Source organism: Dyadobacter sp. SG02 (genome assembly GCF_900109045.1).
Classification (GTDB): Bacteria; Bacteroidota; Bacteroidia; order Cytophagales; family Spirosomataceae; genus Dyadobacter.
This window is the reverse complement of record NZ_FNYL01000001.1, coordinates 524804-548821: the sequence shown is the minus strand read 5'-3', so window position 1 is coordinate 548821 and position 24018 is coordinate 524804. Positions and strand designations below refer to the sequence as shown.

Genomic DNA, 24018 nt, shown 5'->3' with positions numbered 1-24018 from the left:
TTCAGAAATTTTCACTGATGACTTGCACCAACTCCGGGTGTGATCCCGGTGCTGCTGCGATGATATCTCCTCCAAACAGGTAATTGTCACCGCCTTTGAAATCGGTCACAATACCTCCTGCTTCCTTGATGAGCAGCGTACCTGCTGCCATATCCCAGGAATTGAGATTGTATTCATAAAAGCCATCAAAACGGCCAGCCGCCACGTATGCCAGATCCACCGCTGCGGCGCCCATCCGGCGGATGCCGTGGGTCTTTTGCATCAGGAGTTCGAGAATGTACATGTAGCGCTTCTGCTTCTCGAACCGGTAATAGGGAAAGCCGGTCGCGATGAGGGCGTCGGCCAATGTCGGTACTGTTGAGATTTTGATGTTTTTTCCATTCAACCATGCTCCGCCACCTTGCCAGCCGTAGAACATTTCGTTCAGGCTTGGCTCATGGATAACGCCTACGAGAAGCTCCTTACCGCGCGCAAGGCCTACGCTCACGCAATACACGGGAATGCCGTGGATGAAATTGGTGGTGCCGTCGAGCGGATCGATGATCCAGTTCAATGCCTCGGGGTCGGGCTCCTGGCCGGTTGTTCCTTCTTCGGTAATGAAGCTGGCTTCCGGGAGGATCTCCTTCAAACCGGCTACGAGCAGCTTTTCGGCTTCCTTGTCTACATACGAAACCAGGTTGTTGAGGTCTTTGTACTCGATTTTGTCACGAGAAAAAAGGGCCGCTTCCTGCTGGATAAATGAGGACGCCAGCCTTACTATTTCAATGGTTTTTTGTGTCAGCAACTCCAGATCCATACGCAATTTCCTTTTGGGGAATTTTTGAAAGTGAATTGTTAATATAGTAAACCCTGATGATCAGCATCGCCAGGATGGGAATTAACACCAGATTATGCTTAGCGAGGTTACCCGTCGCGCAAAGTAAGAGGAATGCATAGAAAATCAACAGGAATTGAAACCAGTTCGGCTTCTTGTTTTTCGAAAGGGAGAAAATGAGCGGCATCCAGAGCGGAAATGCCCAGAGTACATCGTAATTCCAGCTGGTAACGCCGTGATTGGTCCCGAACCATAACAGCAAAATTAACCACCCCGCAAAGCCTGCAATGCCGAAAAGCACTTTGTCGAACACAAAATTGATTCGTTCGGTACGGATTTGCCAGTAAGTGAATGCCAGGGTAAGGATCGCCAGCGACCAGAAAACGACGGTAGGTGTCAGCGGACTTGGGGCCGGAAGTGGTTCGGCAGTGAATATCTGCCGGGTCGATGAAACCAACGGAGCAGTGCCTGTGGCTGTTTTGACTTTCGCATCGGCGAAAGCCGTAGCGAGGTTGTCGGGCAGGAATGTGGCTTGTTCGGGCGTCGCGATCTCGTCGGATGGTGCACCTATGGCCAGGTCCATGCCAAAATCGGCCCAGGGGTTTTGTTTGAATGCATACAGGTCGATCCACTGGCGGAAGCTCCGTTTTTCTTTGGTATACCCATTGTAAATCAGGCTGTCCCCAACGGCCGATTTCAATGCGACGGTCATACGGGTCGCGCAGTTGTCGTAAAAGAACTTGTATTGATATTCGCGGTTCTCGGGCAGGTAATTGTTTTCGAGAAAGTTGTAAAGTCTTTGTTTCTGGGGAATGGAGAGGTTTAGTACCTGCTCGGAAATGGAGCGGCCCTCTTCTCTGTAAAATTCGACCTGATAGGAGAGTGGCGACACGGAGACGCTGTAAGGTAATGTACCTCTCAGGAATTTAACATAAAAATTACCTTCCTTGAAACTGAATGTGCCGTAATTGAATGCCCGGTCGACGCCCGTCGAAGGATCGAAAACCCAAAGTATGCTGTGCCCGAAGCCGGAATACAGCTCCGTTCCCGGCGCCACGGTAATGAGGCTGATTTTCGCCGAAGGGCTGAGGATACCGAACTGCGCCTGCGAAGCAACTGGCCTGATCAGCCATAGAAGGCAGATTAATGTAACTAACCTTAAATGTTCAATCCTCATCTTCGTCATTCGGTTTTTTCTTTTCATCGGCCTTGCCTGAAACAACGATCACAATTTCGCCTTTTACAGGTTTGTCGCCAAAATGGGCTATCACTTCCGTAACCGTCCCGCGCACATTTTCTTCAAACATTTTACTCAATTCCCTCGAAACGCACACCTGCCTGTCGGCCCCGAAATGCTCGGCGAATTGCTGCAACGCTTTCACGAGCCGGTGTGGTGATTCGTAGAAAATCATTGTCCGCTCCTCGTTGGCCAGGTTTTGCAGACGGGTTTGCCGTCCTTTTTTATGGGGCAGGAAACCTTCGAATGTGAACCGGTCGGCGGGAAGGCCGGAGTTGACCAGCGCGGGGACGAACGCGGTAGGCCCGGGCAGGCATTCCACGGGTACGCCCTCACGCAGGCAAGCGCGCACGAGCAGGAACCCGGGGTCGGAAACGGCGGGCGTGCCGGCGTCGGAAACGAGTGCCATCGTCTCGCCCTTGCGGATGCGCTCCACTACGCGTGCGACGGTCTGGTGCTCGTTGTGAATGTGGTAGCTGTGCAGGGGCTTCGAAATGCCCAGGTGTTTGAGCAGGTTCCCGGAGGTACGGGTATCTTCCGCCAGGACCGCGTCAACGCTTTTCAGCACGTTGATAGCCCTTAATGTAATGTCTTCGAGGTTGCCGATCGGCGTGGGTACTATGTAAAGTTTCATGCGTTATAAATCCTGTCGATCGCCGCGGCCAGCATGTGGTCCTTTTCGGTTACGGTGTCGCCGGCATCATGGGTATTCAATTCAAAACTGACCTTATTGTACATATTCGTCCAGTAGGGATGATGGTCCATTTCGTTCACAACATCGGCCACTTTGTTCATAAAAGCAAAAGCTTCGCGGAAATCCTTGAACGAAAAGCTTTTTTTGAGTTTGTTATCTTCTTCCTGCCACATGGTTTCTACGATTTTGATGTGCTTTTCCGGGTCAAAATACTCGTGCCATTCGACACCGCATGGCTGGATTTCCGGAAACGAATATAAGGTTAATCTGGCCGAATCCATACCGATCGAGTATATTTGAACTTTGGCCGGGTGTAAAAGCTTAAGAGGTTATAGATTAATCAAAGACAGCCTTCGGAACAGAAGGCAACCATTATGAAAGTAGAACTAGTCCGCGTAAATGACGCCTTCCATTTCGAAGGCACCGGTTCCTCCGAAGTAAAAGTACATACCGACGGCTCTCCCGAAATCGGTGGCCAGAACCTCGGCGTGAGGCCGATGGAGCTGTTGCTGATGGGCCTCGCAAGTTGCAGCGCCATTGATGTGGTACTGATCCTCAAAAAACAGCGCCAGGAAATCACCGATTTCCGCATCGTTGCCGACGGTGACCGCGAGCAGGAGCCGGATACCCAGCGCAAGCCGTTCCGTAAGATCCATTTGACATTCAAATTCGCTGGTGTGAACCTCGACGAGGCCAAGATCCAGCGCGCGATCGGCCTTTCCATGGAGAAATACTGCTCCGCTACCGCTCAGTTGGAAGCGCTGGCCACCATTACTTATGACGTTGAAATCGCCTCAGTTTAGATAAATCATGCAACAATACCACGACCTGCTGCGCCATATCCTGAAAGAAGGTGTCAGGAAAACCGACAGGACCGGCACCGGCACGATCAGCGTGTTCGGATACCAGATGCGTTTCGACCTCAAAAAGGGTTTCCCGTTGGTGACGACCAAAAAGGTACATACCAAATCGATCATTCACGAGCTGTTATGGTTTTTGCAGGGCGATACCAATATCGGTTACCTCAAAGAGCACGGCGTGTCGATCTGGGACGAATGGGCCGATGAAAACGGTGACCTGGGACCGGTGTACGGCAAGCAATGGCGGAGCTGGGAAGGAGCCGACGGGAAATCCGTTGACCAGTTGCAGGAGGTTTTGAAACAACTCAAAAACTCGCCTGATTCGCGCAGGATCATTGTTTCGGCCTGGAACCCTTCGGAACTTCCGCAAATGAAGCTCCACCCATGCCATGCATTGTTCCAGTTTTACGTGGCGCCGCCTGATACCGACGCCGGTGAGACGAAAGGGAAGCTTTCGTGCCAGCTCTATCAGCGCAGCGCGGATGTTTTCCTTGGCGTACCGTTCAACATTGCCAGCTATGCATTGCTCACGATGATGATCGCCCGCGAATGCGACCTCGACCTGGGCGATTTTGTCTGGACGGGCGGCGATACCCACATTTACCTCAACCATTTGGAACAGGTGGAAACGCAACTCGGCCGTGAACCGCGCGAATTGCCTCAATTGATTTTGAACCCGGAAGTGAAGAACGTGCTGGATTTCAAATTCGAGGATTTCGAGCTCCGGAATTACAACCCATGGCCGGGTATCAAGGCTCCGGTAGCGGTGTAACCCTCGTCTCGGGATGAGCATTCAATACATATTAGAGATTGTCGGAACATTCGCATTCGCGATCTCCGGCGCATTGGCTGTGAAGGATCAGAAGCACCAGGATTGGTTTGGTGCGAGCTTCACAGCCTTTATTTCGTCCATCGGTGGCGGTACGCTGCGCGATGTGCTGTTGGGAAGTTACCCGCTGGTCTGGATCAATGACATCACGATCATCCACGCCATTATCCTGGGGATTCTCGTCACATTTATTTTCTACAAATTCCTGCTAAGGCTGCGAAAGACGTTGTTCCTGTTCGATACGTTCGGGATCGCGCTTTTTACTTTGGTAGGGACTGAAAAGGCCTTGCATTTGGGCGTCAGGCCGGAGATTGCCGTGATCATGGGCGTTTTCACGGCCACTATGGGCGGGGTGATCCGGGATGTGATGACGAACGAAATCCCGATCATTTACCGGAAGGAAGTGTACGCGACGGCGTGCTTTACCGGTGCCTGTGTTTACCTGATCCTCGATAGTTTAGGTGTAGAGCGCAATACCACATTCATTTCGTCGGCCGTTGTCATTATCGTATTAAGGATACTGGCGGTGCGTTATCAATGGAGTGTTCCCCGGTTTTTCAGATAAAAAGAAACCGCCGGAGATGATCCGGCGGCGCTCGATATTCTTACTCTATTAATACTATTTCTTCTTCTTTTTAACTGTTGAAACAGCTTCTTTCACAGCCGGTGCAGCTTTGGCCTGCATTTCGGCGATGGCTTTTTCAACTTGTGGCTTGTAAAAATTGTAGGCTCCGTCCGGTGCGGCTGCGCCTACCGTCAATGCTTTTTGGGCTACGGGAACCGCTTCGGCGGTTTTTCCCAGTTTGTTCAAAATCTGCGCTTTGGTCCACAATGCGCCGAATGACTCTTTCAAACCGATCGCTTTGTCGGCCAGCGACAATGCTACTTGTAAATCCTTGCCTTTGGAAAGCATATAAGCGGCCGTGCTCTGCAATGTGGCTACGTCCTCTGGTTTTTCGGCTACGGCTTTGTTCAATGCAGTCATTGTAAGCGACTCGGTGCTTACGGCGAGGGGCACAGGTACAGTCACCGACGACCACGAGAGGTTCAACAGCGCTGTGCTATCGGTTACCGGCTCGATCTCGATTTTGAATGCTTCGGTGAATTCGCTCGAAGTCGGTACTACCATTGTGCGGGCAACGTCCTCAGATTCTTTGTAGGCGTCGCTGCCACCCTGGTTATAGTTTTTATTCAAAATCACTGTCCACGCAGCGCCATTGGGGATCGAAAACAATGCATACTTGCCCGCAGGTACTTTTTTGCCGCCGAATGTAAACTCGGTGCTGGATTCGAAAATCGTGGCCATGTTAGCACCGGTGCGCCAGATTTGATCGTAAGGAGCGAGCGTAGAGCCGTCGGCGAATACTTTGCGGCCTTTGAGGAACGGGCGGGAATATTTGACGGTGAAATCGGTTACACCAACGGTTTGCATTACAGTGGCTGCGGGGCTGGGCGCGGGCACGCGTTGTGCGATAGAGCCGGTCGCCAGCAGGGCAGCGAGGGACATGGATAATAGATACTTTTTCATTGCTTGAATAAGGTGGTTTATTGCTTTCAGTTGTTAAACTTGTGGTGAAATTAGAACGAAAAAACCAGATAGTCTAAATGAAAAGGGACAGTTTGCTCGCATTGCTCGCATCGTACGAACCGGAGCAGGGCTTAGAGGCTGAAATGCATAATGATACGGTCGATTTTGTGAAAGGGCATCCCGAGTGTTTCGAACGCAGCCTGCTGAAAGGGCATATCACGGCTTCCGGCTGGGTGCTTTCGCCGGGGAAAGATGCGGTACTGCTCATGCACGACCGCAAGCTCGACCGCTGGTTCCAGCCCGGCGGCCATTGCGACGGCGATCCCGACGTGCGGGAAGTGGCGATGAAAGAAGTAATGGAAGAAACCGGTATCACCGATTTGCAGGCATTGCGAGCCGGTATTTTCGACGTGGACGTGCATTTGATTCCCGCCAATAAAGACATTCCCGAGCATTACCATTACGACATCCGCTTCGCATTCAAAGCCGCCGGGGGCCAGGAAATCGTATTGAACAGCGAATCGAAAGACGTGCAATGGGTACCCGTTTCGCAGGTTCAGCATTCCAACGATTCCGAGTCGATTATGCGGATGGTGAGGAAAACTACCGCTTTATAAATTTCAGCGTGCGCTCCTGATTGTCCACTTTGATGCGGATCAGATAGATTCCGGAAGCAAGCTGGCCTGTTGCAACGGTGTGTTTGGCAGGAAGTCGCGTAGTGGCCGAATGCATCGTGGCACCGTTTGCGGCATAGAGACCCACCTTGGCCATTTTCCCAATCAGGGTTTGCGGGATGGTAAGTGTCACTTCGTCCTGCGCCGGATTGGGGGAAAGGATGACATCGCGTAACAGTTCCCCTTCGGTACCCAGCGGAGCGAACTCGTTTTGCACGATTTCCTGCGCCTTAACGAGGTTTGGAACGCCATAACCCAGAAAATTGTCGGGCGTCGCAGCCAGGTGCCCCGATTTTTTCAATACATAAATAACCTGCTGTGCCGTCAGGTTAGGGAATGCCTGCCAGAGGATGGCGGCAACACCTGCAATTTGCGGCGCTGAAAATGAAGTGCCATACCCGCTGGAGGCGCCTCCACCAAGATCGCCGATGATCGTTCCCGCACCGACCGCCGCGACATCCGGCTTTTGCTGTTGCGCCGCATTGGGGCCGACGGAGCTTAGTGAAGAATAGCTGCGGTCGTAGTTGGTGGCGCCTACTGTCAGTACCGAATCCACATCCGCAGGTGCGCCAATGTATTTCCAGGTATCGTTACCGTCATTTCCGGCGGAGTTGACAACCAGAATCCCCTTGCGCGTGGCGTAACGCGCGGCGCGGCTGACGATCGTCGTTTTACCGTCCATGTCCTTGTAGGTATGGTTATAAGCAGGCGAGTCGAATTCGTCGTCGAATGTGGTGTAGCCCAGTGAGGAGTTGATCACATCGGCGCCGAGGCTATCGGCGCGTTCGGCTGCCATGAGCCAGGTGATTTCCTCGTAGGGAGATTCGCCGAAGTTGTTTTCGGTAACATACAATGCAAATGACGCCTTGAACGCAGTACCTACCAATGTGCCGGGTAAGTAACCTGCGATCGTCGACATGACGTTCAGGCCGTGGAAGCCGTCGTTATAGATATTACCGTCGCGGGCCACGAAATCGTGGGAGTCGACAATTCGCTTTTCGTCGCGGAGCTGTTTGAAATAGGCTACTTCATCGCCTTTGGCAAAGCCGTTGTCGAGAATGGCAATGAGCATATTCTCGCCCTGGAAGCCTTTTTTGTGCATATCAGCCACTTCCATCAATGCCAGCTGCGCATTCATTTTGCCGTAATCGACATCCTCGGTTGTGCCCAATTTCCGGTTTGTAGCATCGGTGCGGGCAATACCGGGTGATTTGGAAGTGATATTGGCAACGGGCAGGTTCAGCTCAATTCCTTTGTAAAACGGTAAAGTCTTGATCTGTGCAAGCTGTGCGTCCGAAGCTTCCACCAATGCACCATTGAACCATCGACTCGGGTAGATCACCTTCGCCCCGGTTTGAGTTATCGCAAACAGGTAGCCCTGATTGACCGGGAAATCGTTTGTGGTGATGGCGATGTTCTGCTTTTTACGCCGGTCGACAGACCTTTGGGAAAGAAATTCAGTGGGCTTGTCGACGGAATAGGTACTGTTGCTTTTGTCTTTAAACAACAACAGGTATCTCGGATTACTCTGCGAGAAAACAACGCCTTCGGCGATTAGAAATGTTAATACGGTAAGCAGTAGAGTTTTTTTCATGGACGCGTTTTATGAAGGCAACGTTTGCGGCTTCTGTTTCCATATACTTCTCCCAAAGCAAAAGTGTGGAGGAATATCCTGCGGTCAGGCTACTTTTTCGCCCGGTATATCCCGGCCCCCGAGGTGATCGCATTCTAGCAATGCTTTCATGTCGGAGAAAGGTACGACGGTTTTAAGATAACCATAATTATCGGCGAGGGTAATGGTTTTGTTGTTATCGCCCATTGAAATATCGATATCCGCCATCCCGAACTGGCACGGATGCTCATAACCCGCGGCGTGCGTGATTTCGATGATCTCCTTTGCCAGCGTCTTCATATAGTTGTTGAAGCGCTCGCTTTTTAATGTGGGATCGATGCCCGATTCCAGCCATTTGTTGTTGGTGGCAATGCCGGTCGGGCAGCGGTTGGTATGGCAGGTTTGCGCCTGAATGCAGCCTATCGAAAGCATTGCCTCGCGCGCCACATTGATAATGTCCGCACCCATTGCGAATGCCATCACAGCCTGAGCGGGAAGCCCGAGTTTACCCGAAGCAATGAAGGTGATCTTATCGTTCAGGTTATGTTTCTGGAATATTTTGTAAACGGTGCTGAATGCAAAAACGAGTGGCAGCGACACGTGATCTGCAAAAGACGGAGGTGCCGCGCCGGTGCCACCTTCACCGCCATCAATGGTAATAAAGTCGGGGCCTTTGCCGGTTTCGACCATCAGGTCGGCCAGTTCTTCCCACATTTCCGTTTTACCCACTGCCGATTTGATACCTACCGGCAAACCTGTTTCCGCAGCCATGGCTTCGATAAAATCGATCATTTCGCGGACATTCGAGAATGCGCTGTGGTAGGGAGGTGAAACAACGTCCTTACCGATCGGTACGCCGCGGATTTCGGCGATTTCGGCCGTAATCTTGCTGGCCGGCAGCACGCCGCCCTTGCCGGGTTTGGCCCCTTGCGAGAGTTTCAGCTCGATCATTCGCACGGTCGGGTTGTTCTGCATCAGCTTCACCAGCTTTTCCATCACAAAATTTCCGTCGTGGTCGCGCACGCCGAAATAGGACGTGCCCATATTAAAAACCACATCCGCCCCAAATTTGTGGTAAGGCGAGAGGCCGCCTTCGCCGGTATTATGGTAGTTGCCAAATTTGAAAGAGCCCTTGTTCAGAGATTCGATGGCACGTGCGGAGAGCGATCCATAGCTCATCGCGCTCACGTTCACGACCGAACGCGGGCGATACGGGCGCTTGCGTCGGTGGTACGCGCCTATGACTTTGGCACTCGGAATGGTGTAATGGTGGGGATCGTTGCCGTTTTTGACGTGGTGGCTGTGGGTCGAATCCACGCGGTAGGGCAACATTGAAGGCTTGATGAGCACATAACCCGCTTCCTGCATATTCTGGTCGGTGCCGAAGCCCTGGTAGTTGTTCTCTTTTTTGGAAGAAGCGTAGATCCAGGAGCGCTGCCGGCGGTTGAACGGCAGCTCTTCCCGGTTGTTGGCTACAATGTATTGGCGCAGCTCCGGCCCGATCGTCTCGATCATGTACCGGAAATGCCCTACCAGTGGAAAGTTATGCTGAATGGTGTGCCTCTTTTGTAAAATATCCCTGAGCGCGATAATGGCGGCGATGGCCAGGATAATATAAAGCCAGACAGGCACGGATGCCAGGAACGACCAGACAGTTTCCATAAACAATTCCAGATGGTGAATATTCTAAACTTCTTCCCAGGTGGTAACCTTCGCGAGGTCTTTCCAGTAACCGGGATAGGATTTTACGACTACGCCGGGCTCTTCGATCAGGATTTCGCTGACCATACCCACGGGCGCGAACGCCATCGCCATACGGTGGTCGTCGTAGGTGTGAATGGACGGCACCGGATCGGTAGGGATGTCGGTGAGGGTCGTTACTTCGTATAAATGGTCTTTTTCAACTTCATTCAATTCCGCTCCCAGCTTTTTGAGCTCCTGTTGCAATGCGAAAATGCGGTCGGTTTCTTTGATTTTAAGACTTTCCACCCCGGTCAGTGAAAGGCGGATCTTTTTGATCGCGCAAATAACAACCACGGTTTGAGCCAGATCAGGGCAGTTGGTGAAATCCCAGCCCAATGATGCTTTCGCAGGGATTTTGGTCAACAGTACGCCGCGGTCGGTGAATACGCTTTCCACACCGAGGTGACGCATAATGTCGACGATGGCACTGTCGCCTTGCAGCGAGTCTTTCTTCAATCCCAATAACTCCACTTCCGCGTCGGCGGCCAATGCTACAATGCTGTACCAATAGCTCGCACCCGACCAGTCGGATTCGATGGCGTAAGGTTTGGGTTGGTATTTGAATGGCGGGATAGTGAGTACATTATGCTCCCAGTCGGCGATGTATTCGATACCGAAATGTGCCATCTGGTTCAAAGTCATTTCAATATAAGGTCTTGAACCTACTTCGCCTTCCAGTTTGATTTTCAAACCGGCGGGTAACTGCGGCGCGATCATCAGCAATGCAGATATGTACTGACTGCTCACATCGCCGCGCATGGTGAGCTCATTGTTGCCCGAATAATTGAAGCCATTCAGTTGGAGCGGCGGGTAGCCTTCCACTTTTTCGTAGGTAATATCCGCCCCGAGCTTGCGCAGCGCATCCACGAGTATCCCAATCGGGCGCTCGCACATACGAGGCGTGCCGGTCATGGTTTTCTTCTGGTTGGTTACGGCAAAGTACGCCGTCAGAAAGCGCATGGTGGTTCCTGCGTCGATCACGTCCGCTACCGCATCGCTGGAATTGAGCAGGCGGAGCATCGTCTGCGAGTCGCGGGCTTCGGAAATGTTGGTCAGCTCGGACTGGAAACCGGTGAGCGCATTGATGATCAGCGCGCGGTTACATTCACTTTTGGATGCGGCAAGCTGTATTTCTGCACGTATGGATTGTTGGGGGGGATGAACGAGAATGGATTTCACTTTTCAGATATGGTGTTTCGCAATTAATAGGTTTCAAGCACTTTCAGCTTATTCCTGTTATTGATTTTCAGGGAAGCGAATGTGAATTTATAACAAATATACCCCGCAGCCATGAGCGAACCGCCGATGACGAGCGTGGAAGTGTCGGTCGTGTAGCGTTTATTGTCGATGCCTTTGTTGAAGAAATCGGCTCCGATGAAGATCAAACCGGCCAGTGGAAGCAATGGAGCTGCCTGTGAAACGAACGGAATCCTTTTGGAAACTTTCAAAAGGCGAATGTCTTCGAGCAATATTCTCTGGTAGTCCATCCGGCCTACGGCTTCGTTCACCACACCGATGGTAAATGCAGCGTCATCAACGGACGCGATCGTTTCATTGAAACGGATCGTTTCGTTCTTCATCCGGAACTTGATATTGTCGCCCGGAAAGAACCGGTATCTGTGAAAGCCGCCGATAACAGGGGAAGCATCGAGTACCAGATATTTCTGTCCCGGCGTAGCGATTACCCGGCTGCTGCTGCCCTGTTTCAGAAAGAGTTCTTCGCTGGAAAGGGTTTTTTTAGGGTCATAATGGTCTTGCGACCATGCTTTGATATTCCCCAGGAACAGCAAAACGACAATGGGAAGGAGTAGTCTCATAGTACTAAAAGAATGGTTCAAATATAGGGAATCATTCTCTTAAACGGGCACAACTGTTGCATTGTTGCTTATTAAAAACGCGTTAAACTAGTCGTCCTCAGCCGTTTCTTCCTTTGAAACCTTTACAGATACACCACCGGACACAAGCATCTTCATCACATCCGTCGCTTTGGCGTCGACCGGTGTCACATTATCGGCGGGAACGATGAAAAGCTCGCCTGAAAGCGAATAGGAGAGGGGCATGTACACCGCCACGTGGTCGGCGATTTTGAGGTGGCTGAGGTCGGTTTGGGTAATGAAACCGATTTTTTTAATGTCGGTGTCCTTATACATCGTCACCAGCACGGGCTGGTTGAACTTCTTTTTATCCCCGACAAACGCCAGAATGAGGTCTTTGATAGAATAGTATATCAAACTCACCAGCGGAATGCGGCGCATAATGCTTTCCGTGAATTTGAAAAACGACTGCGGGACGATTGTCGAGAACAGGAAACCGAGCAGGATAATGCCGAAAATGATGATCAGCACGCCGAGGCCCGGAAGATACACCATCTGTTGGTTCGAGATCGGTATTTCGATGGGAAGGATATTGTCGAGGTATTCCACACCCGACCAGATGATCAGGGCCGTCGCATATAGCGGCGCCACCAGCACAAGTCCCCGGATGAAGTAGCTGATGATGCGTTTGAGGAATGAGTTTTTAATTTCCATATTTGCACGCCGGGCGCGCTGGTTGGCGGTCCCGGTAAAATTAGCAAGAAGTTCAATATTTGACGTATATGTATCAGGCCAGTTATTTAAAACATTTTACCGAAGAAGTTTTTCTGGCGATAGGATGTTCTCATGAAGAGGCCCGACTGGCTTCCGAAGTGTTGGTCAGCGCGGATTTGCGCGGGGTGGATTCTCACGGCATTGCCCGTTTGGCAGGTTATGTAAGGCTTTACGACCATGGCCGCCTGAACCCGAAGCCTAATGTGACCATTGCCTATGAAACGCCGAGTACCGCCGTGGTCGACGGCGACCGGGGATTAGGGCTGGTAGTGGCACCCAAAGCGATGGAAATTGCGATGGAAAAGGCCGAAAAAGTAGGGTCCGGCTGGGTATCGGTCAGAAACTCAAACCATTTTGGCATTGCGGGCTACCATGCGATGCTGGCTTTGGAGAAGGATATGATCGGCTGGACCATGACGAATGCGGCACCGCTTGTTACCCCGACTTTCTCACTGGATAAATTATTAGGCACAAACCCTATTGCCGTTGCAGTGCCCGCATTGACAGAACCTGCCTTTGTGGCAGACTTTGCATCGACGGCAGTGGCTTACGGGAAGTTCGAAATTTTGCAAAGAAAAGGCCTTCCGGCACCGCTGGGGTGGGCGCAAGACGCCGATGGTAACCCTACGACCGATTCTAATGCCGTAAAAAGCGGCGGCGGATTGTTGCCACTCGGCTCCGATCGCGAGCATGGCAGCCATAAAGGTTACGGCCTCGGCGCTATTGTCGATATTTTTTCCGGTGTGCTTTCCGGTGCTAACTTTGGGCCGTGGGTGCCGCCGTTCGCTACCGCCGGTTTTATGGGTGTGCAGCAAAGCGTGGGGCTCGGTACCGGGCATTTCCTGGGTGCGATGCGCGTGGACGGATTCCGGCCAGCCGACGAGTTCAAGGCTGATATGGACAAATGGATCGGCGCATTCCGGAACGCACGGGCCGTGGATGGCGAAAAAGTATTGATCCCCGGTGATCCCGAACGTGAAATGGAGGCCGAACGCGGTGTGAACGGTATCAAACTGCTCGAACCGGTAGTTTTGTCACTCGACGAGCTCGCGAAGCGGTTCGGCATACCATTTGAAATTAATTTCTAAATATTAAAAACAAGAGCTGACGGCCGACCGCCGATGGCTGACCGCTGAAAAAAATATGTCGCGCAATTTTAGAATAGGGTTGTTTATCACCATTGCGATCCTGGCCACTACATTTACCTTTTATTTCTGGCAGATCTTCCGGACGCCGAACTTGCAGGCTGACAAAGAATCGAGCTTCGTTTTGTTGATACCCGAGGGCGCTACCTACAAAACGGTGCTGGATACATTGAATAAGCATGATGTGATTAATGACCACATCTCGTTCCAGTTTTTGGCTAAATTTTTAAATTATACTGAAAAGGTGAAGCCTGGCCGGTATGTGATCAAGGCTAAAAGCAACAACTATGACGCGCTTAAAAAGTTGTCTTCGGGGAACCAGGACGCGGTGAAATTGACATTCAACAATATCCGCCTGAAAGAGGACCTGATCAAACGCATCGGTTCCCGTTTTGAATTTGGGGAAGATAATTTCCGCAAGGCACTGAACGACCCGGCGGTTTGTAATAAATATGGTCTCGATACGCTGACGATCGTATCGATGTTCCTGCCCAACACCTACGAAATCTACTGGACAACCGGCACCGAGAAATTTCTCGACCGCATGCACAGCGAGTACAAAAAGTATTGGTCTGACGAGAAAGTCGCCAAGGCCAAGGAAATTGGCCTGACACCCGTTCAGGTTTCCATTCTGGCTTCCATTGTAGAAGAAGAGCAGGCGCGTAAAGTCGACGAGCGCCCGCGTGTAGCAGGTTTGTATATCAACCGCTTGCACGCTAACATGCCACTGCAGGCGGACCCGACGATTAAATTCGCGTTGCAGGATTTCGCTATCAAACGCATCCTGAACCAGCAGTTAATGATCAAATCGCCTTACAATACTTACATTAATACCGGCTTGCCTCCGGGGCCGATCCGCGTTGCGGATTTCAACTCGCTGGATGCGGTACTGAACTACGAAAAGCACGACTATATTTATATGTGTGCCAAAGCGGATCTTTCCAACTACCACGCTTTTGCCACCAATTACTCCGACCACCTCAACAATGCACGCCTTTACCAGGCTGAGTTGAACCGGTTGAAAATCATGAAGTAAGGATGTTTGTTCACGAAGTAAAGGGCATCAGGGTGAGGTATGCCGATACCGACCAGATGGGATATGTGTATTACGGAAATTATGCCCGGTATTACGAGATCGGCAGGGTGGAGGCATTGCGCAGCCTGGATTTTCATTATAAAGCGATGGAAGATTCGGGCGTAATGATGCCGGTTTATGAATGCCACTACAAATACCTGAAACCAGCCCGCTACGACGACGAGCTGAATATTTTGGTTAAAATTGAGGAATTGCCCGGCGTACGCATCCGGTTTGCTTATGAAATCCGCAACCAGGAACGTGTTTTGCTCAATACCGGGGATACGACATTGGTTTTCCAGCGAATGGATACCGGCAAATTATGTCCGGCGCCCGACAAGCTGCTAGAAAAACTGAAACCCTATTTTGAACCGAAGGGATAACACGCGGCCGGTTATGCTTGAAAAATTGCTGAAAAACCGCCACATCAAAAGCATTATCACCTGGTTACAGCAAACGATGCTGTTCCGGGGAACGGTGTCGTTGTACGACATTATCCTGAACCTGGTACGCAGTAATGAGAGGCATGAGATCGACCAGCGGGCTTCGGCGGTGGCTTATAGCCTCACATTAGCCGCTTTTCCGGGGATCATCTTCCTTTTTACCCTCATTCCCTACATTCCGATTGATAATCTCGATCAGCTGATCCTCCAACTGCTGCGCGATAATATGCCCCAGGGTACCTTCGAAGCCGCCGATCAGACGATCCTGGACATCGTAAGCCGTCCACGTTCAGGCGTACTCTCGCTCGGTTTTATTTTTGCGATGATCGCTTCCACGAATGGCATGATGTCGCTCATGCGGGCATTCGATATGGTGTATGACGATACCGAAACGCGCGGTTTCCTGGCGATCAGGGGCATTGCGATGCTCCTCACATTGCTTTTAATTGCCGTACTATTCCTTTCGATCGTGTTACTGATTGTCGGTGACGCCGTGATGAACATCGTCGGCGAATGGCATATCATACGCGACAACTGGCTGATCGCATTGCTGAACATCCTGCGATATGTGATCAGCTTTGGCTCGCTGATGCTGACGATCTCGATTATCTACCGGTTCGCGCCCTCGCACGGGCGGCAGTTCACGTTCCTGAATGCGGGCTCGGTGATCGCTTCCATTCTCATTCTCGCGGCCACCTACGGATTTTCCTTCTATCTCTCCCGGTTCAGCTCTTACAACAAGCTTTATGGTTCCATTGGCACGATGATCGCGCTGATGATCTGGATTTACCTGATGGCATTTGTGATTATTCTGGGATTTGAAATCAATGCGAGCATTAACCGTGCGCGTGGGCGGTTAACTTCCAGGCACAGCGCAAAGCGGTGATTTGCCGGATAATAACATTATCGGCATCTCCGGTTTGTTGTTGGTAATTTTGTGCTGCGGTGCCCTTTCCCCCTCCGAATACACCACCGTAATGAAGGGACCGCATGGAGCGTACATCATGACAAACTTAGAAAAACCACTCGTTACAGTTATCCTGACGGCCTATAATCAGGAGAAGTACATCGAGGAAGCTTTGGCTTCCGTTTTTTACCAGACTTACGCATACATCCAGCTGATCGTAATCGATAATGCGAGCAAAGACAATACGCTGGGTGTCATCGAAAGTTTTAAAGGAAAGGCGCCAGCCTTTCAGGTAATTCGCAACCGTAATAATATCGGACTTTGCCGGGCATTCAATCAGGGACTCGCCATCGCGCAAGGCAAATACGTGATCGACCTTTCAGGGGACGATGTCATGATCGCCGACCGGATCGAAAAGCAGGTTGAAGCGTTCGAAGGGCTGTCTGACAGCTACGCCGTCGTATTTTCGAATGCGCGTTATATCGGAAAGGCGGGTCAGTTGCTGCATAATCATTATAATATCGACAGCAAAGGCCATGCAACCTGCAAGGTGCCTTCGGGCGATGTTTACAAAAATATCCTCGAAAGGTATTTCATATGCACGCCTACGATGATGATGCGGACAGCCGCATTGCAGCAATTGGGCGGCTACGACGAAACACTTGCATTCGAAGATTTCGATTTCTGGGTCCGGTCGTCGGTACGTTTTAAATACTTTTACCTCGACGAAGTCCTGACAAAGAAGCGGGTATTGAAGACATCGCTTTCCACGGGTGTTTACAAAAAAGGCAGCGGAATGTTGCAATCTTACTATGCCGTTTGCAACAAAGCCTATGACCTCAACCGCGATCAAAAGGAGTTCGATCTTTTGGCGGAGCGCATACGTACATTTATACGCAAATGTCTGTATGCCCAGGAGTTTGAACTGGCGGTGCGATTTCGCCGGTTATTGAACTATATCGAGAACCCCGGGTTGCAGACAGAGCTGATCGTCCTGATGTGCAGGCTGCATTTGCCGGTGAATTTCGCTTACAGGTTCTACATCGAAAACCTAAAAAAAATAGCCCCGCAGGAAGGATTTGCATTTTGATTTTGTTAGGTCAGAAAGTAAAATTTCCCTTATGCCTGCTGAGTTTGTTAAAATTTATCCTCAAAACCCTGACGAGCGCCGAATCCGTCAGGTAGTCGATTGCCTGCGCGACGGAGGTTTGGTGATTTATCCGACCGATACGGTGTACGGTTTGGGCTGCGACATTTATAATACACGCGCAGTCGAGAAAATAGCCCGTATCAAAGGCGTCAAACCCCAGAAGAACGACTTCTCATTTATCTGTTACGACCTGAGTCACATTTCCGACTTCGCGAGAGTGGGCAATACGGCGTTCAAAACCATGAAAAGGGTGTTACCCGGGCCGTATACGTTCATCCTGGAAGCGACGAGTAACGTCCCCAAGCTTTTGAATACCAATAAAAAAACGGTCGGAATCAGGGTGCCAGACAACCTTATTCCACGTTTGATCGTAAAAGAGTTAGGGAACCCGATCGTAACGACTTCCATTCGCGACGACGACGAGATCATCGAGTATTCAACCGATCCCGAGCTAATTTTCGAGAAGTTCCAGAACCTGGTGGATATGGTGGTGGATGGGGGTTACGGCGGCAACGTGGCGTCTACGATAGTGAAGGCCGACGGCGATGATTTTGAGGTCATCCGCGAAGGTCTGGGCGATGTAAGTATCTTCCTGTGAGATCAAAAATTGTAATGATTTAAGTTGCTGTTGAACATTGTTGACCGTACAAAATAATTATTATAAATTTTTTGATAATATCATAAGCCTTTACCATATTTGATAGTGTCGGATTTTTTAGTTAAAGAGGATCAGTCCACGGAAGTACGGATTGAATTGCAGTATCTGCCTTGTTTAGAGTATTTTACTTGTCTATTACAGTACGACCGGGTCTACATCGATATTGAGGAGAGGTATGTGAAGCAGACTTACAGAAATCGCTGCAATGTACTCACTACCAATAAAATAGATACGCTGACGATCCCGGTGAAAGGATATGAGGCAGCGAGCTCCACGAAAGATATTTTGATCGACTATAACCAGGATTGGACGAGACGCCATCTGGGTTGCCTGCAGTCAGCCTACGGAAAGTCCCCATTTTACGAGTATTACGCCCACGAGTTTGTGCGTGTTTACGAAAAGAAGCTGGCATACCTGGTCGATTTGAACTATGAATTGTTGACAATTTGTCTTAGATTGACTGGTATAAAAAAGGACATTCAGTACAATTTGTCAGGTGAACAAATCGCCGAAAAAGGAGCGTTAAACGCTATTTCACTAATAAACAACAGAAAACAGCCGAATTTGCATAAATATTACAACCCTGCGCCTTATTACCAGACCTTCGGGAATGATTTTGTGGGGAATTTAAGTATTGTTGATTTACTGTTTAATATGGGGCCGGAAGCAAAAAGTGTTTTGTTAAGATCCTGTAAGTCTCAATAAAGCTATTTTGAACAAACGGGGATGAAGTAGCGTTTAGAATACATAAACACTTTTTATTGCTACACAATGGAAGCAAAATTTTCGAATAGAGTGAAAGAGGTAATCTCAATGAGCCGGGAAGAAGCCCTCCGCCTGGGTCACGATTACATTGGTGCAGAACACTTGTTATTAGGAATGATCCGTGAGGGTGATGGTGTAGCCATAGGGTTGCTGAAAAAGCTCGGTGTGTCGCTGGACGATGTCCGCCAGACGATCGAGCAGGCAACGAAAGGTGCAGCCACAAACAACGTTAAAAATTTACAGAATATCCCTCTGACGAGGCAGTCGGAGAAGGTATTGAAGATTACATATCTGGAAGCCAAGATTTTCAAAAGTACGCTCATCGGCACTGAGCATTTGCTTCTTTCGATATTGCGTGATGAAGACAATGTAGGTACCCAGATATTGCATAAGTTCAATGTTAACTACGAAGTCATCAAGGAAATGTTAGAATATCAATCATCCGGATCCAGACCTCATATGGGGCCGGAGACCGAAGACGGGGATGATGAAGCCAGAGGCGGAATGTTTGGAGGCGGAAGTGGCTCTTCTTCCGGTAAAGAATCTAAAGGTGCTGAAAAATCCCGTACACCTGTCCTGGATAACTTTGGAAGGGATTTGACCAAAATGGCGGAAGTAGGCAAGCTCGACCCGATCGTCGGACGTGAGAAAGAGATCGAACGTGTTGCGCAAATCCTGAGCCGCCGTAAAAAGAATAACCCGATCCTGATCGGTGAGCCGGGCGTTGGTAAAACAGCCATCGCGGAAGGCCTTGCATTGCGGATCGTTCAGAAAAAAGTATCCCGTGTGCTTTTCGGCAAACGTGTCGTTACGCTTGACCTTGCTTCGCTCGTGGCCGGTACCAAATACCGTGGCCAGTTTGAAGAAAGAATGAAGGCTGTGATGAACGAGCTGGAAAAATCACCGGATGTGATCCTGTTCATCGACGAGCTCCACACCATCGTGGGCGCCGGTGGTGCATCGGGCTCACTGGACGCTTCGAATATGTTCAAGCCTGCATTGTCCCGTGGGGAAATCCAATGTATCGGAGCTACCACGCTGGACGAGTACCGCCAGTACATCGAGAAAGACGGCGCATTGGCCCGTCGTTTCCAGATGGTAATGGTGGATGCGACTTCGATCGAAGAAACGATCCAGATCCTGACCAACATCAAGGATAAATACGAAGATCACCACCACGTGAATTATACGCCTGAGGCGATCAGCACGGCGGTGAAACTTTCGGAAAGATATATCACCGATCGGTTCCTGCCCGATAAGGCCATCGACGTACTCGATGAAGTAGGTGCACGGGTGCATATCAGCAACATCACGGTTCCTGAGGATATTTTGATGCTCGAAGAGCAGATCGAGAATATCAAACAGGAGAAAAACCGGGTGGTGAAAAGCCAGAAATACGAAGAGGCTGCGCAATTGAGAGATCGTGAGAAAAAGCTGATCGACCAGTTGGACAGAGCGAAACTGGCCTGGGAAGAAGAAACCAAACAGAAACGTTACACCGTAACCGAGCACAATGTAGCCGAGGTGGTGGCGATGATGACAGGTATCCCTGTCACTAACGTATCGATGGACGAAGGCAAGAAATTGCTGAATATGGCCGACGAGTTGAAAGCGAAGGTCATTGGTCAGGACCCACCGATTGAGAAACTGGTGAAAGCCATTCAGCGTACACGTGTAGGTTTGAAAGATCCTAAGAAACCAATCGGTTCATTTATTTTCCTTGGACCAACCGGTGTAGGTAAAACAGAGCTCGCGAAAGTACTGTCGACTTATCTTTTCGATAAAGACGACTCGCTGGTGCGTATCGATATGAGCGAATACATGGAGAAATTCAGCGTATCGCGTCTGGTAGGAGCACCTCCGGGATATGTGGGCTACGAAGAAGGTGGCCAGCTGACCGAAAAGATCCGCCGCAAACCATATAGTGTTGTATTGCTCGATGAGATCGAAAAAGCGCACCCGGATGTGTTCAATATCCTGTTGCAAGTACTCGACGACGGTATTTTGACGGATGGTTTGGGCAGAAGAGTCGATTTCAGAAATACGATCATCATCATGACTTCGAACATCGGAGCGCGTGACCTGAAAGATTTTGGATCGGGAATCGGTTTCTCTACCAAAGCGAGATCTGACAATCAGGACGATATTATGAAAGGTACGATCCAGAGCGCATTGCGTAAAGCATTCTCTCCGGAGTTCCTGAACCGTCTCGACGATGTGATCGTGTTCAACTCGCTGCAACGCGAAGACCTGCACCGCATTATCGACATTTCACTGGGCAAATTGTTCAGCCGCGTGAAAGGTTTGGGTTACGAAATCGAATTGACCATCGCTGCGAAAGATTTCCTGTCCGAAAAAGGTTACGATCCGCAATACGGAGCGCGTCCTTTGAACCGGGCGATCCAGAAATACCTGGAAGATCCCGTTGCGGAAGAAATATTGAAAGGTGACCTGCGCGAAGGCGATGTACTGGTAGCCGATCATGAAGAGAAGAGTGAACAACTCGTTATAAGTGTTCGTAAAAAAGAAGAAGAGCTGGCGAACTAGATTCGCGTCGCTCGGAAAGCATTAAGTAGCTTGGAAGGCAGGTCGAAAGACCTGCCTTTTTTATTTATATTTAGCCATCGAAAATTCGTATAACTAATGGGATCTAGTTGGAAAACCGCTGTGCTGGGCATAACACTCAGTCTTGCAGCCATTAATACCTCCGTGTTTGCACAAAAATTGCCCCCGGGCCCGCAGGTTCTTACATTTTTCTCCGACGCCGACGATACTCAACAACCTTACGGCCTTTACATTCCGGAGAATTTCGACGAAAGCAAAAAGTACCCGCTCGTGATCATGCTCCACGGCGCCGGCTCGAATCACAGACTCGCATTGCGACGCGTATTTGGCAAAAGCAATGCGGAAGGGGAAACCGACGTGGAAGCGACGCGCTACTTCCCGAAATGGGATAATGTCGATTACATTGTTGCCTCGCCTTACGCGCGCGGTACGGCCGGTTACCAGGGCATCCCCGAGCAGGACGTGTATGACGTGCTTGCGGATGTCAAAAAGCGCTTTAAGATCGACGAAGACCGCACTTACCTGACGGGTCTGTCAATGGGCGGGGGCGGCACATTGTGGATCGGCCTCACACGCCCGGATATATGGGCGGCCATCGCGCCCGTGTGCCCCGCGCCGCCCGCCGGTACATTCGACCTTGCCGTTAATGCAACTAACCTGCCCGTTCATTTCTTCCACGGCGACGCCGATCCGGTGGTACCCGTGGCCGGTACACAGAAATGGGTAAGCCATTTACAAGACCTGGGTGCGGAAGTGAGTTACAAGGAATTTGTCGACGTGAAGCATGACAGCTGGGTGAATGCTTATGACAATGAGTATATTTTCCAATGGTTTGACGACTACAAGCGCAATCCGTATCCCGAACACGTGCGGTTTGTGAGCAAGCAGTATAAATATGACAAGGCATTCTGGGTGCAGTTCAATAAGTTCGCGTACGGCAAGTTGGCTGAGATCGATGCGAAGTTCACGAAAGAGAATGCATTGGAGATTACGACCAAAAACCTGGAAAAGTTTACCCTGAATTTAAAGGGCCATCCCAAATTCAGACCGGGTGCTGCGCTGGCATTGAAAATCGATGGATCGAATGTGAATACGAAGACGGATAGCCTGGTAACCTTGTTCCGCGAGTCGGCGGGCGGAAAATGGGCTGTGGAAGGTGCTACGATCATGTCGATCTATACCGGTAAGAAAAAGGGGGCGGAAGGTCCGATTTATGGCGCATTTTCCTCGCGTCACGTGTATGTATACGGAACGTCTGACAATCCCTCTCCCGAGGAGCTCAAAAAGCGCGTCGATATTGCTACGCAGGCCGCGAGCTGGTCACAATACCGGGGCGAGTTCCTGGGGCGTGTGATGTTCTTTCCACGGGTATTGGCCGATAAGGAAGTTCGCCCGAGCGATATTGAGAGTTCTAATTTGATATTGTTTGGTACGAAAGAAAGCAATGCAATGATCGGCAAGTATGCGGATCAGCTTCCGGTGCATCTGAAGAAAGGCGACACTTCGCACGGGCTGTTTTACGTGGTGCCCATGGAAGGGCATTATGTGGCGGTAAGCTCCGGTTTGCCCTGGTGGGCCGGGATGAAAGACGAAGGTTTCCCGTTCGTACCGGTCATGCACCGCAGGCTTTCGGAATTTAAGGATATTATTTTCTTCAAAGATTCATCCACCAATCTGCTGATCGACAACTATTTCACTGAAAACTGGAAGTTGGACGACGATACAAAGCGCAAGCTTTCGGCCTCTGGTGCCGTTGATATTACCCCGTAGTTTTATTTTTAAATTTTTCGATCTTAACCAATGGATTACAACGAAAAGATTTCCCGGAAATCGTTCCTCAAAGCCGGCGCATTCATGTTGGCTACACCCATGTTCTCAAAACTGAACCTGGATGTGAGAGCCTCTTCGCCGATCGGTTTGCAATTGTACACGCTGCGCAATGAAATATCGAAAGACCTGTTGGGTACGCTCAAAAAGGTGTCCGCAATTGGTTACAAGGAGGTGGAGCTTTACGGCTACTCGGACGGCAAATTCTTCGGTAAAACGCCTAAGGAGTTCAAGAAGATCCTCAGCGACCTTGGCCTGAACCCGGTAAGCGGCCATTATGGCGCCGGTGTGGAGAACAAAACCGCCAAAGGGACATTGAGCAACGGCTGGCAGAAGGCGGTCGACGACGCAGCTGAAATCGGGCAGAAATATGTGAACTGCGCCTACCTGACCGAATCTGAGCGCAAGACGATCGATCAGTACAAAAAGTATGTCGACCTGTTCAACAAATCGGGCGAAGTAGCGAAGAAAGCAGGCTTGCAATTTGGCTACCATAACCATGATTTTGAATTCAAGAAAATCGGCGGCGAATTACCCTACGATTACATTGCAGGCAAAACCGACCCTAAACTCGTGAAGCTGGAACTGGATTTGTACTGGGCTGTGAAAGCAGGCATCGATCCGATAGCATTGTTCAAGAAATATCCGGGCCGTTTCCCGCTTTGGCACGTGAAGGATATCGATAAGAAGGATGGTTCATTCGCCGAGGTAGGAACAGGTACCATCGATTTCAAGAAGATCTTCGATAACCGCAAACTCGCGGGTATGACGCATTTCTTTGTAGAACAGGACGTAGCGAAAGTACCGCCGGTACAAGCTATCGAGACGAGCTACAAGAACGTCGTGAAGCTGAAAGTTTAGCATAAAAAAAGACCCGGCCGCATAGCAGCCGGGTCTTCCAAAT

Annotated in this window: 24 protein-coding genes; 14 read left to right on the top strand and 10 right to left on the bottom strand. The window is 50.3% G+C overall.

From position 1 onward, the window contains the following. Nucleotide 1: 1 nt before the first annotated feature. Genes BMW93_RS02400 through BMW93_RS02385 form a run of 4 tightly spaced genes read right to left on the bottom strand, consistent with a single transcriptional unit; the run spans nucleotide 2 to nucleotide 2918 of the window. Nucleotides 2-796 carry an inositol monophosphatase family protein gene (locus tag BMW93_RS02400; protein ID WP_090373578.1) on the bottom strand — a complete coding sequence of 265 codons (795 nt, stop codon included), beginning with the start codon at nucleotides 794-796 and terminating at the stop codon, nucleotides 2-4. Then, on the bottom strand, nucleotides 762-1991 hold the full coding sequence (locus tag BMW93_RS02395) for a DUF4105 domain-containing protein (RefSeq protein WP_090373577.1): 1230 nt from the start codon (nucleotides 1989-1991) through the stop codon (nucleotides 762-764). The genes BMW93_RS02400 and BMW93_RS02395 overlap by 35 nt, the downstream gene beginning before the upstream one ends. Continuing rightward, complete coding sequence (rsmI, locus tag BMW93_RS02390) at nucleotides 1981-2685, bottom strand: 16S rRNA (cytidine(1402)-2'-O)-methyltransferase (protein ID WP_090373576.1); 705 nt, start codon at nucleotides 2683-2685, stop codon at nucleotides 1981-1983. Before rsmI ends, BMW93_RS02395 begins: the two co-directional genes overlap by 11 nt. Continuing rightward, complete coding sequence (locus tag BMW93_RS02385) at nucleotides 2682-2918, bottom strand: 4a-hydroxytetrahydrobiopterin dehydratase (RefSeq protein WP_090373870.1); 237 nt, start codon at nucleotides 2916-2918, stop codon at nucleotides 2682-2684. Before BMW93_RS02385 ends, rsmI begins: the two co-directional genes overlap by 4 nt. A gap of 201 nt (nucleotides 2919-3119) precedes the next feature. Between BMW93_RS02385 and BMW93_RS02380 the strand changes: the two genes are divergently transcribed. Genes BMW93_RS02380 through BMW93_RS02370 form a run of 3 tightly spaced genes read left to right on the top strand, consistent with a single transcriptional unit; the run spans nucleotide 3120 to nucleotide 4999 of the window. Continuing rightward, nucleotides 3120-3548 (top strand): OsmC family protein, encoded by a 429-nt coding sequence (locus BMW93_RS02380; protein ID WP_090373575.1) that lies wholly within the window; start codon nucleotides 3120-3122, stop codon nucleotides 3546-3548. A 7-nt stretch (nucleotides 3549-3555) separates the two neighbouring features. Then, on the top strand, nucleotides 3556-4377 hold the full coding sequence (locus BMW93_RS02375; protein WP_090373574.1) for a thymidylate synthase: 822 nt from the start codon (nucleotides 3556-3558) through the stop codon (nucleotides 4375-4377). A 13-nt stretch (nucleotides 4378-4390) separates the two neighbouring features. Further along, nucleotides 4391-4999, top strand: a complete 609-nt coding sequence (locus tag BMW93_RS02370) for a trimeric intracellular cation channel family protein (protein ID WP_090373573.1) — start codon at nucleotides 4391-4393, stop codon at nucleotides 4997-4999. Between the two features lie 54 nt (nucleotides 5000-5053). On the opposite strand, the gene BMW93_RS02365 is transcribed toward BMW93_RS02370, so the two are convergent. Continuing rightward, nucleotides 5054-5962, bottom strand: a complete 909-nt coding sequence (locus BMW93_RS02365) for a DUF2911 domain-containing protein (RefSeq protein WP_090373572.1) — start codon at nucleotides 5960-5962, stop codon at nucleotides 5054-5056. A 77-nt stretch (nucleotides 5963-6039) separates the two neighbouring features. On the opposite strand from BMW93_RS02365, the gene BMW93_RS02360 reads away from it, so the two are divergent. Beyond that, nucleotides 6040-6579 carry an NUDIX hydrolase gene (locus BMW93_RS02360; RefSeq protein ID WP_090373571.1) on the top strand — a complete coding sequence of 180 codons (540 nt, stop codon included), beginning with the start codon at nucleotides 6040-6042 and terminating at the stop codon, nucleotides 6577-6579. On the opposite strand, the gene BMW93_RS02355 is transcribed toward BMW93_RS02360, so the two are convergent. From BMW93_RS02355 to BMW93_RS02335, 5 genes are all read right to left on the bottom strand, one after another. Then, a complete protein-coding gene (locus BMW93_RS02355) occupies nucleotides 6566-8230 on the bottom strand; it encodes a S8 family peptidase (RefSeq protein WP_090373570.1) in 1665 nt (554 codons plus the stop codon). The genes BMW93_RS02360 and BMW93_RS02355 overlap by 14 nt on opposite strands. Before the next feature lie 84 nt (nucleotides 8231-8314). Beyond that, nucleotides 8315-9910: an FMN-binding glutamate synthase family protein gene (locus BMW93_RS02350; protein WP_090373569.1), complete on the bottom strand. Its 1596-nt coding sequence runs from the start codon at nucleotides 9908-9910 to the stop codon at nucleotides 8315-8317. A gap of 24 nt (nucleotides 9911-9934) precedes the next feature. Continuing rightward, nucleotides 9935-11170, bottom strand: a complete 1236-nt coding sequence (locus BMW93_RS02345; RefSeq protein ID WP_090373568.1) for a 3-phosphoshikimate 1-carboxyvinyltransferase — start codon at nucleotides 11168-11170, stop codon at nucleotides 9935-9937. A 23-nt stretch (nucleotides 11171-11193) separates the two neighbouring features. Further along, nucleotides 11194-11808, bottom strand: coding sequence for a hypothetical protein (locus BMW93_RS02340; RefSeq protein ID WP_090373567.1), 615 nt, complete (start codon nucleotides 11806-11808; stop codon nucleotides 11194-11196). Nucleotides 11809-11895: 87 nt separating this feature from the next. Next, nucleotides 11896-12519, bottom strand: a complete 624-nt coding sequence (locus BMW93_RS02335) for a DUF502 domain-containing protein (RefSeq protein ID WP_090373566.1) — start codon at nucleotides 12517-12519, stop codon at nucleotides 11896-11898. Nucleotides 12520-12587: 68 nt separating this feature from the next. Here BMW93_RS02335 and BMW93_RS02330 point away from each other — a divergent pair, with 68 nt between their 5' ends. The 10 genes from BMW93_RS02330 (at nucleotide 12588) to BMW93_RS02285 (ending at nucleotide 23975) form a co-directional block, all read left to right on the top strand. Then, on the top strand, nucleotides 12588-13667 hold the full coding sequence (locus BMW93_RS02330; RefSeq protein ID WP_090373565.1) for an Ldh family oxidoreductase: 1080 nt from the start codon (nucleotides 12588-12590) through the stop codon (nucleotides 13665-13667). A 55-nt stretch (nucleotides 13668-13722) separates the two neighbouring features. Further along, nucleotides 13723-14760, top strand: coding sequence for an endolytic transglycosylase MltG (mltG, locus tag BMW93_RS02325; RefSeq protein WP_090373564.1), 1038 nt, complete (start codon nucleotides 13723-13725; stop codon nucleotides 14758-14760). Between the two features lie 2 nt (nucleotides 14761-14762). Next, nucleotides 14763-15182 carry a thioesterase family protein gene (locus BMW93_RS02320; protein WP_090373563.1) on the top strand — a complete coding sequence of 140 codons (420 nt, stop codon included), beginning with the start codon at nucleotides 14763-14765 and terminating at the stop codon, nucleotides 15180-15182. Between the two features lie 13 nt (nucleotides 15183-15195). Continuing rightward, entirely contained in the window at nucleotides 15196-16128 is a 933-nt protein-coding gene (locus BMW93_RS02315) for a YihY/virulence factor BrkB family protein (RefSeq protein ID WP_090373562.1), read from the top strand. A gap of 118 nt (nucleotides 16129-16246) precedes the next feature. After that, a complete protein-coding gene (locus BMW93_RS02310) occupies nucleotides 16247-17239 on the top strand; it encodes a glycosyltransferase (protein ID WP_090373869.1) in 993 nt (330 codons plus the stop codon). Between the two features lie 31 nt (nucleotides 17240-17270). After that, complete coding sequence (locus BMW93_RS02305) at nucleotides 17271-17897, top strand: L-threonylcarbamoyladenylate synthase (protein ID WP_090373561.1); 627 nt, start codon at nucleotides 17271-17273, stop codon at nucleotides 17895-17897. A 105-nt stretch (nucleotides 17898-18002) separates the two neighbouring features. Next, the gene (locus tag BMW93_RS02300) at nucleotides 18003-18662 is read left to right on the top strand and encodes a WbqC family protein (RefSeq protein ID WP_229240146.1); all 660 of its coding nucleotides are present in this window, start codon (nucleotides 18003-18005) and stop codon (nucleotides 18660-18662) included. Between the two features lie 66 nt (nucleotides 18663-18728). Then, on the top strand, nucleotides 18729-21269 hold the full coding sequence (locus BMW93_RS02295; protein ID WP_090373559.1) for an ATP-dependent Clp protease ATP-binding subunit: 2541 nt from the start codon (nucleotides 18729-18731) through the stop codon (nucleotides 21267-21269). Between the two features lie 96 nt (nucleotides 21270-21365). Beyond that, on the top strand, nucleotides 21366-23057 hold the full coding sequence (locus BMW93_RS02290) for an alpha/beta hydrolase-fold protein (protein WP_090373558.1): 1692 nt from the start codon (nucleotides 21366-21368) through the stop codon (nucleotides 23055-23057). Nucleotides 23058-23087: 30 nt separating this feature from the next. After that, nucleotides 23088-23975, top strand: coding sequence for a sugar phosphate isomerase/epimerase (locus BMW93_RS02285; protein WP_090373557.1), 888 nt, complete (start codon nucleotides 23088-23090; stop codon nucleotides 23973-23975). The last annotated feature ends 43 nt before the right edge of the window (nucleotides 23976-24018 follow it).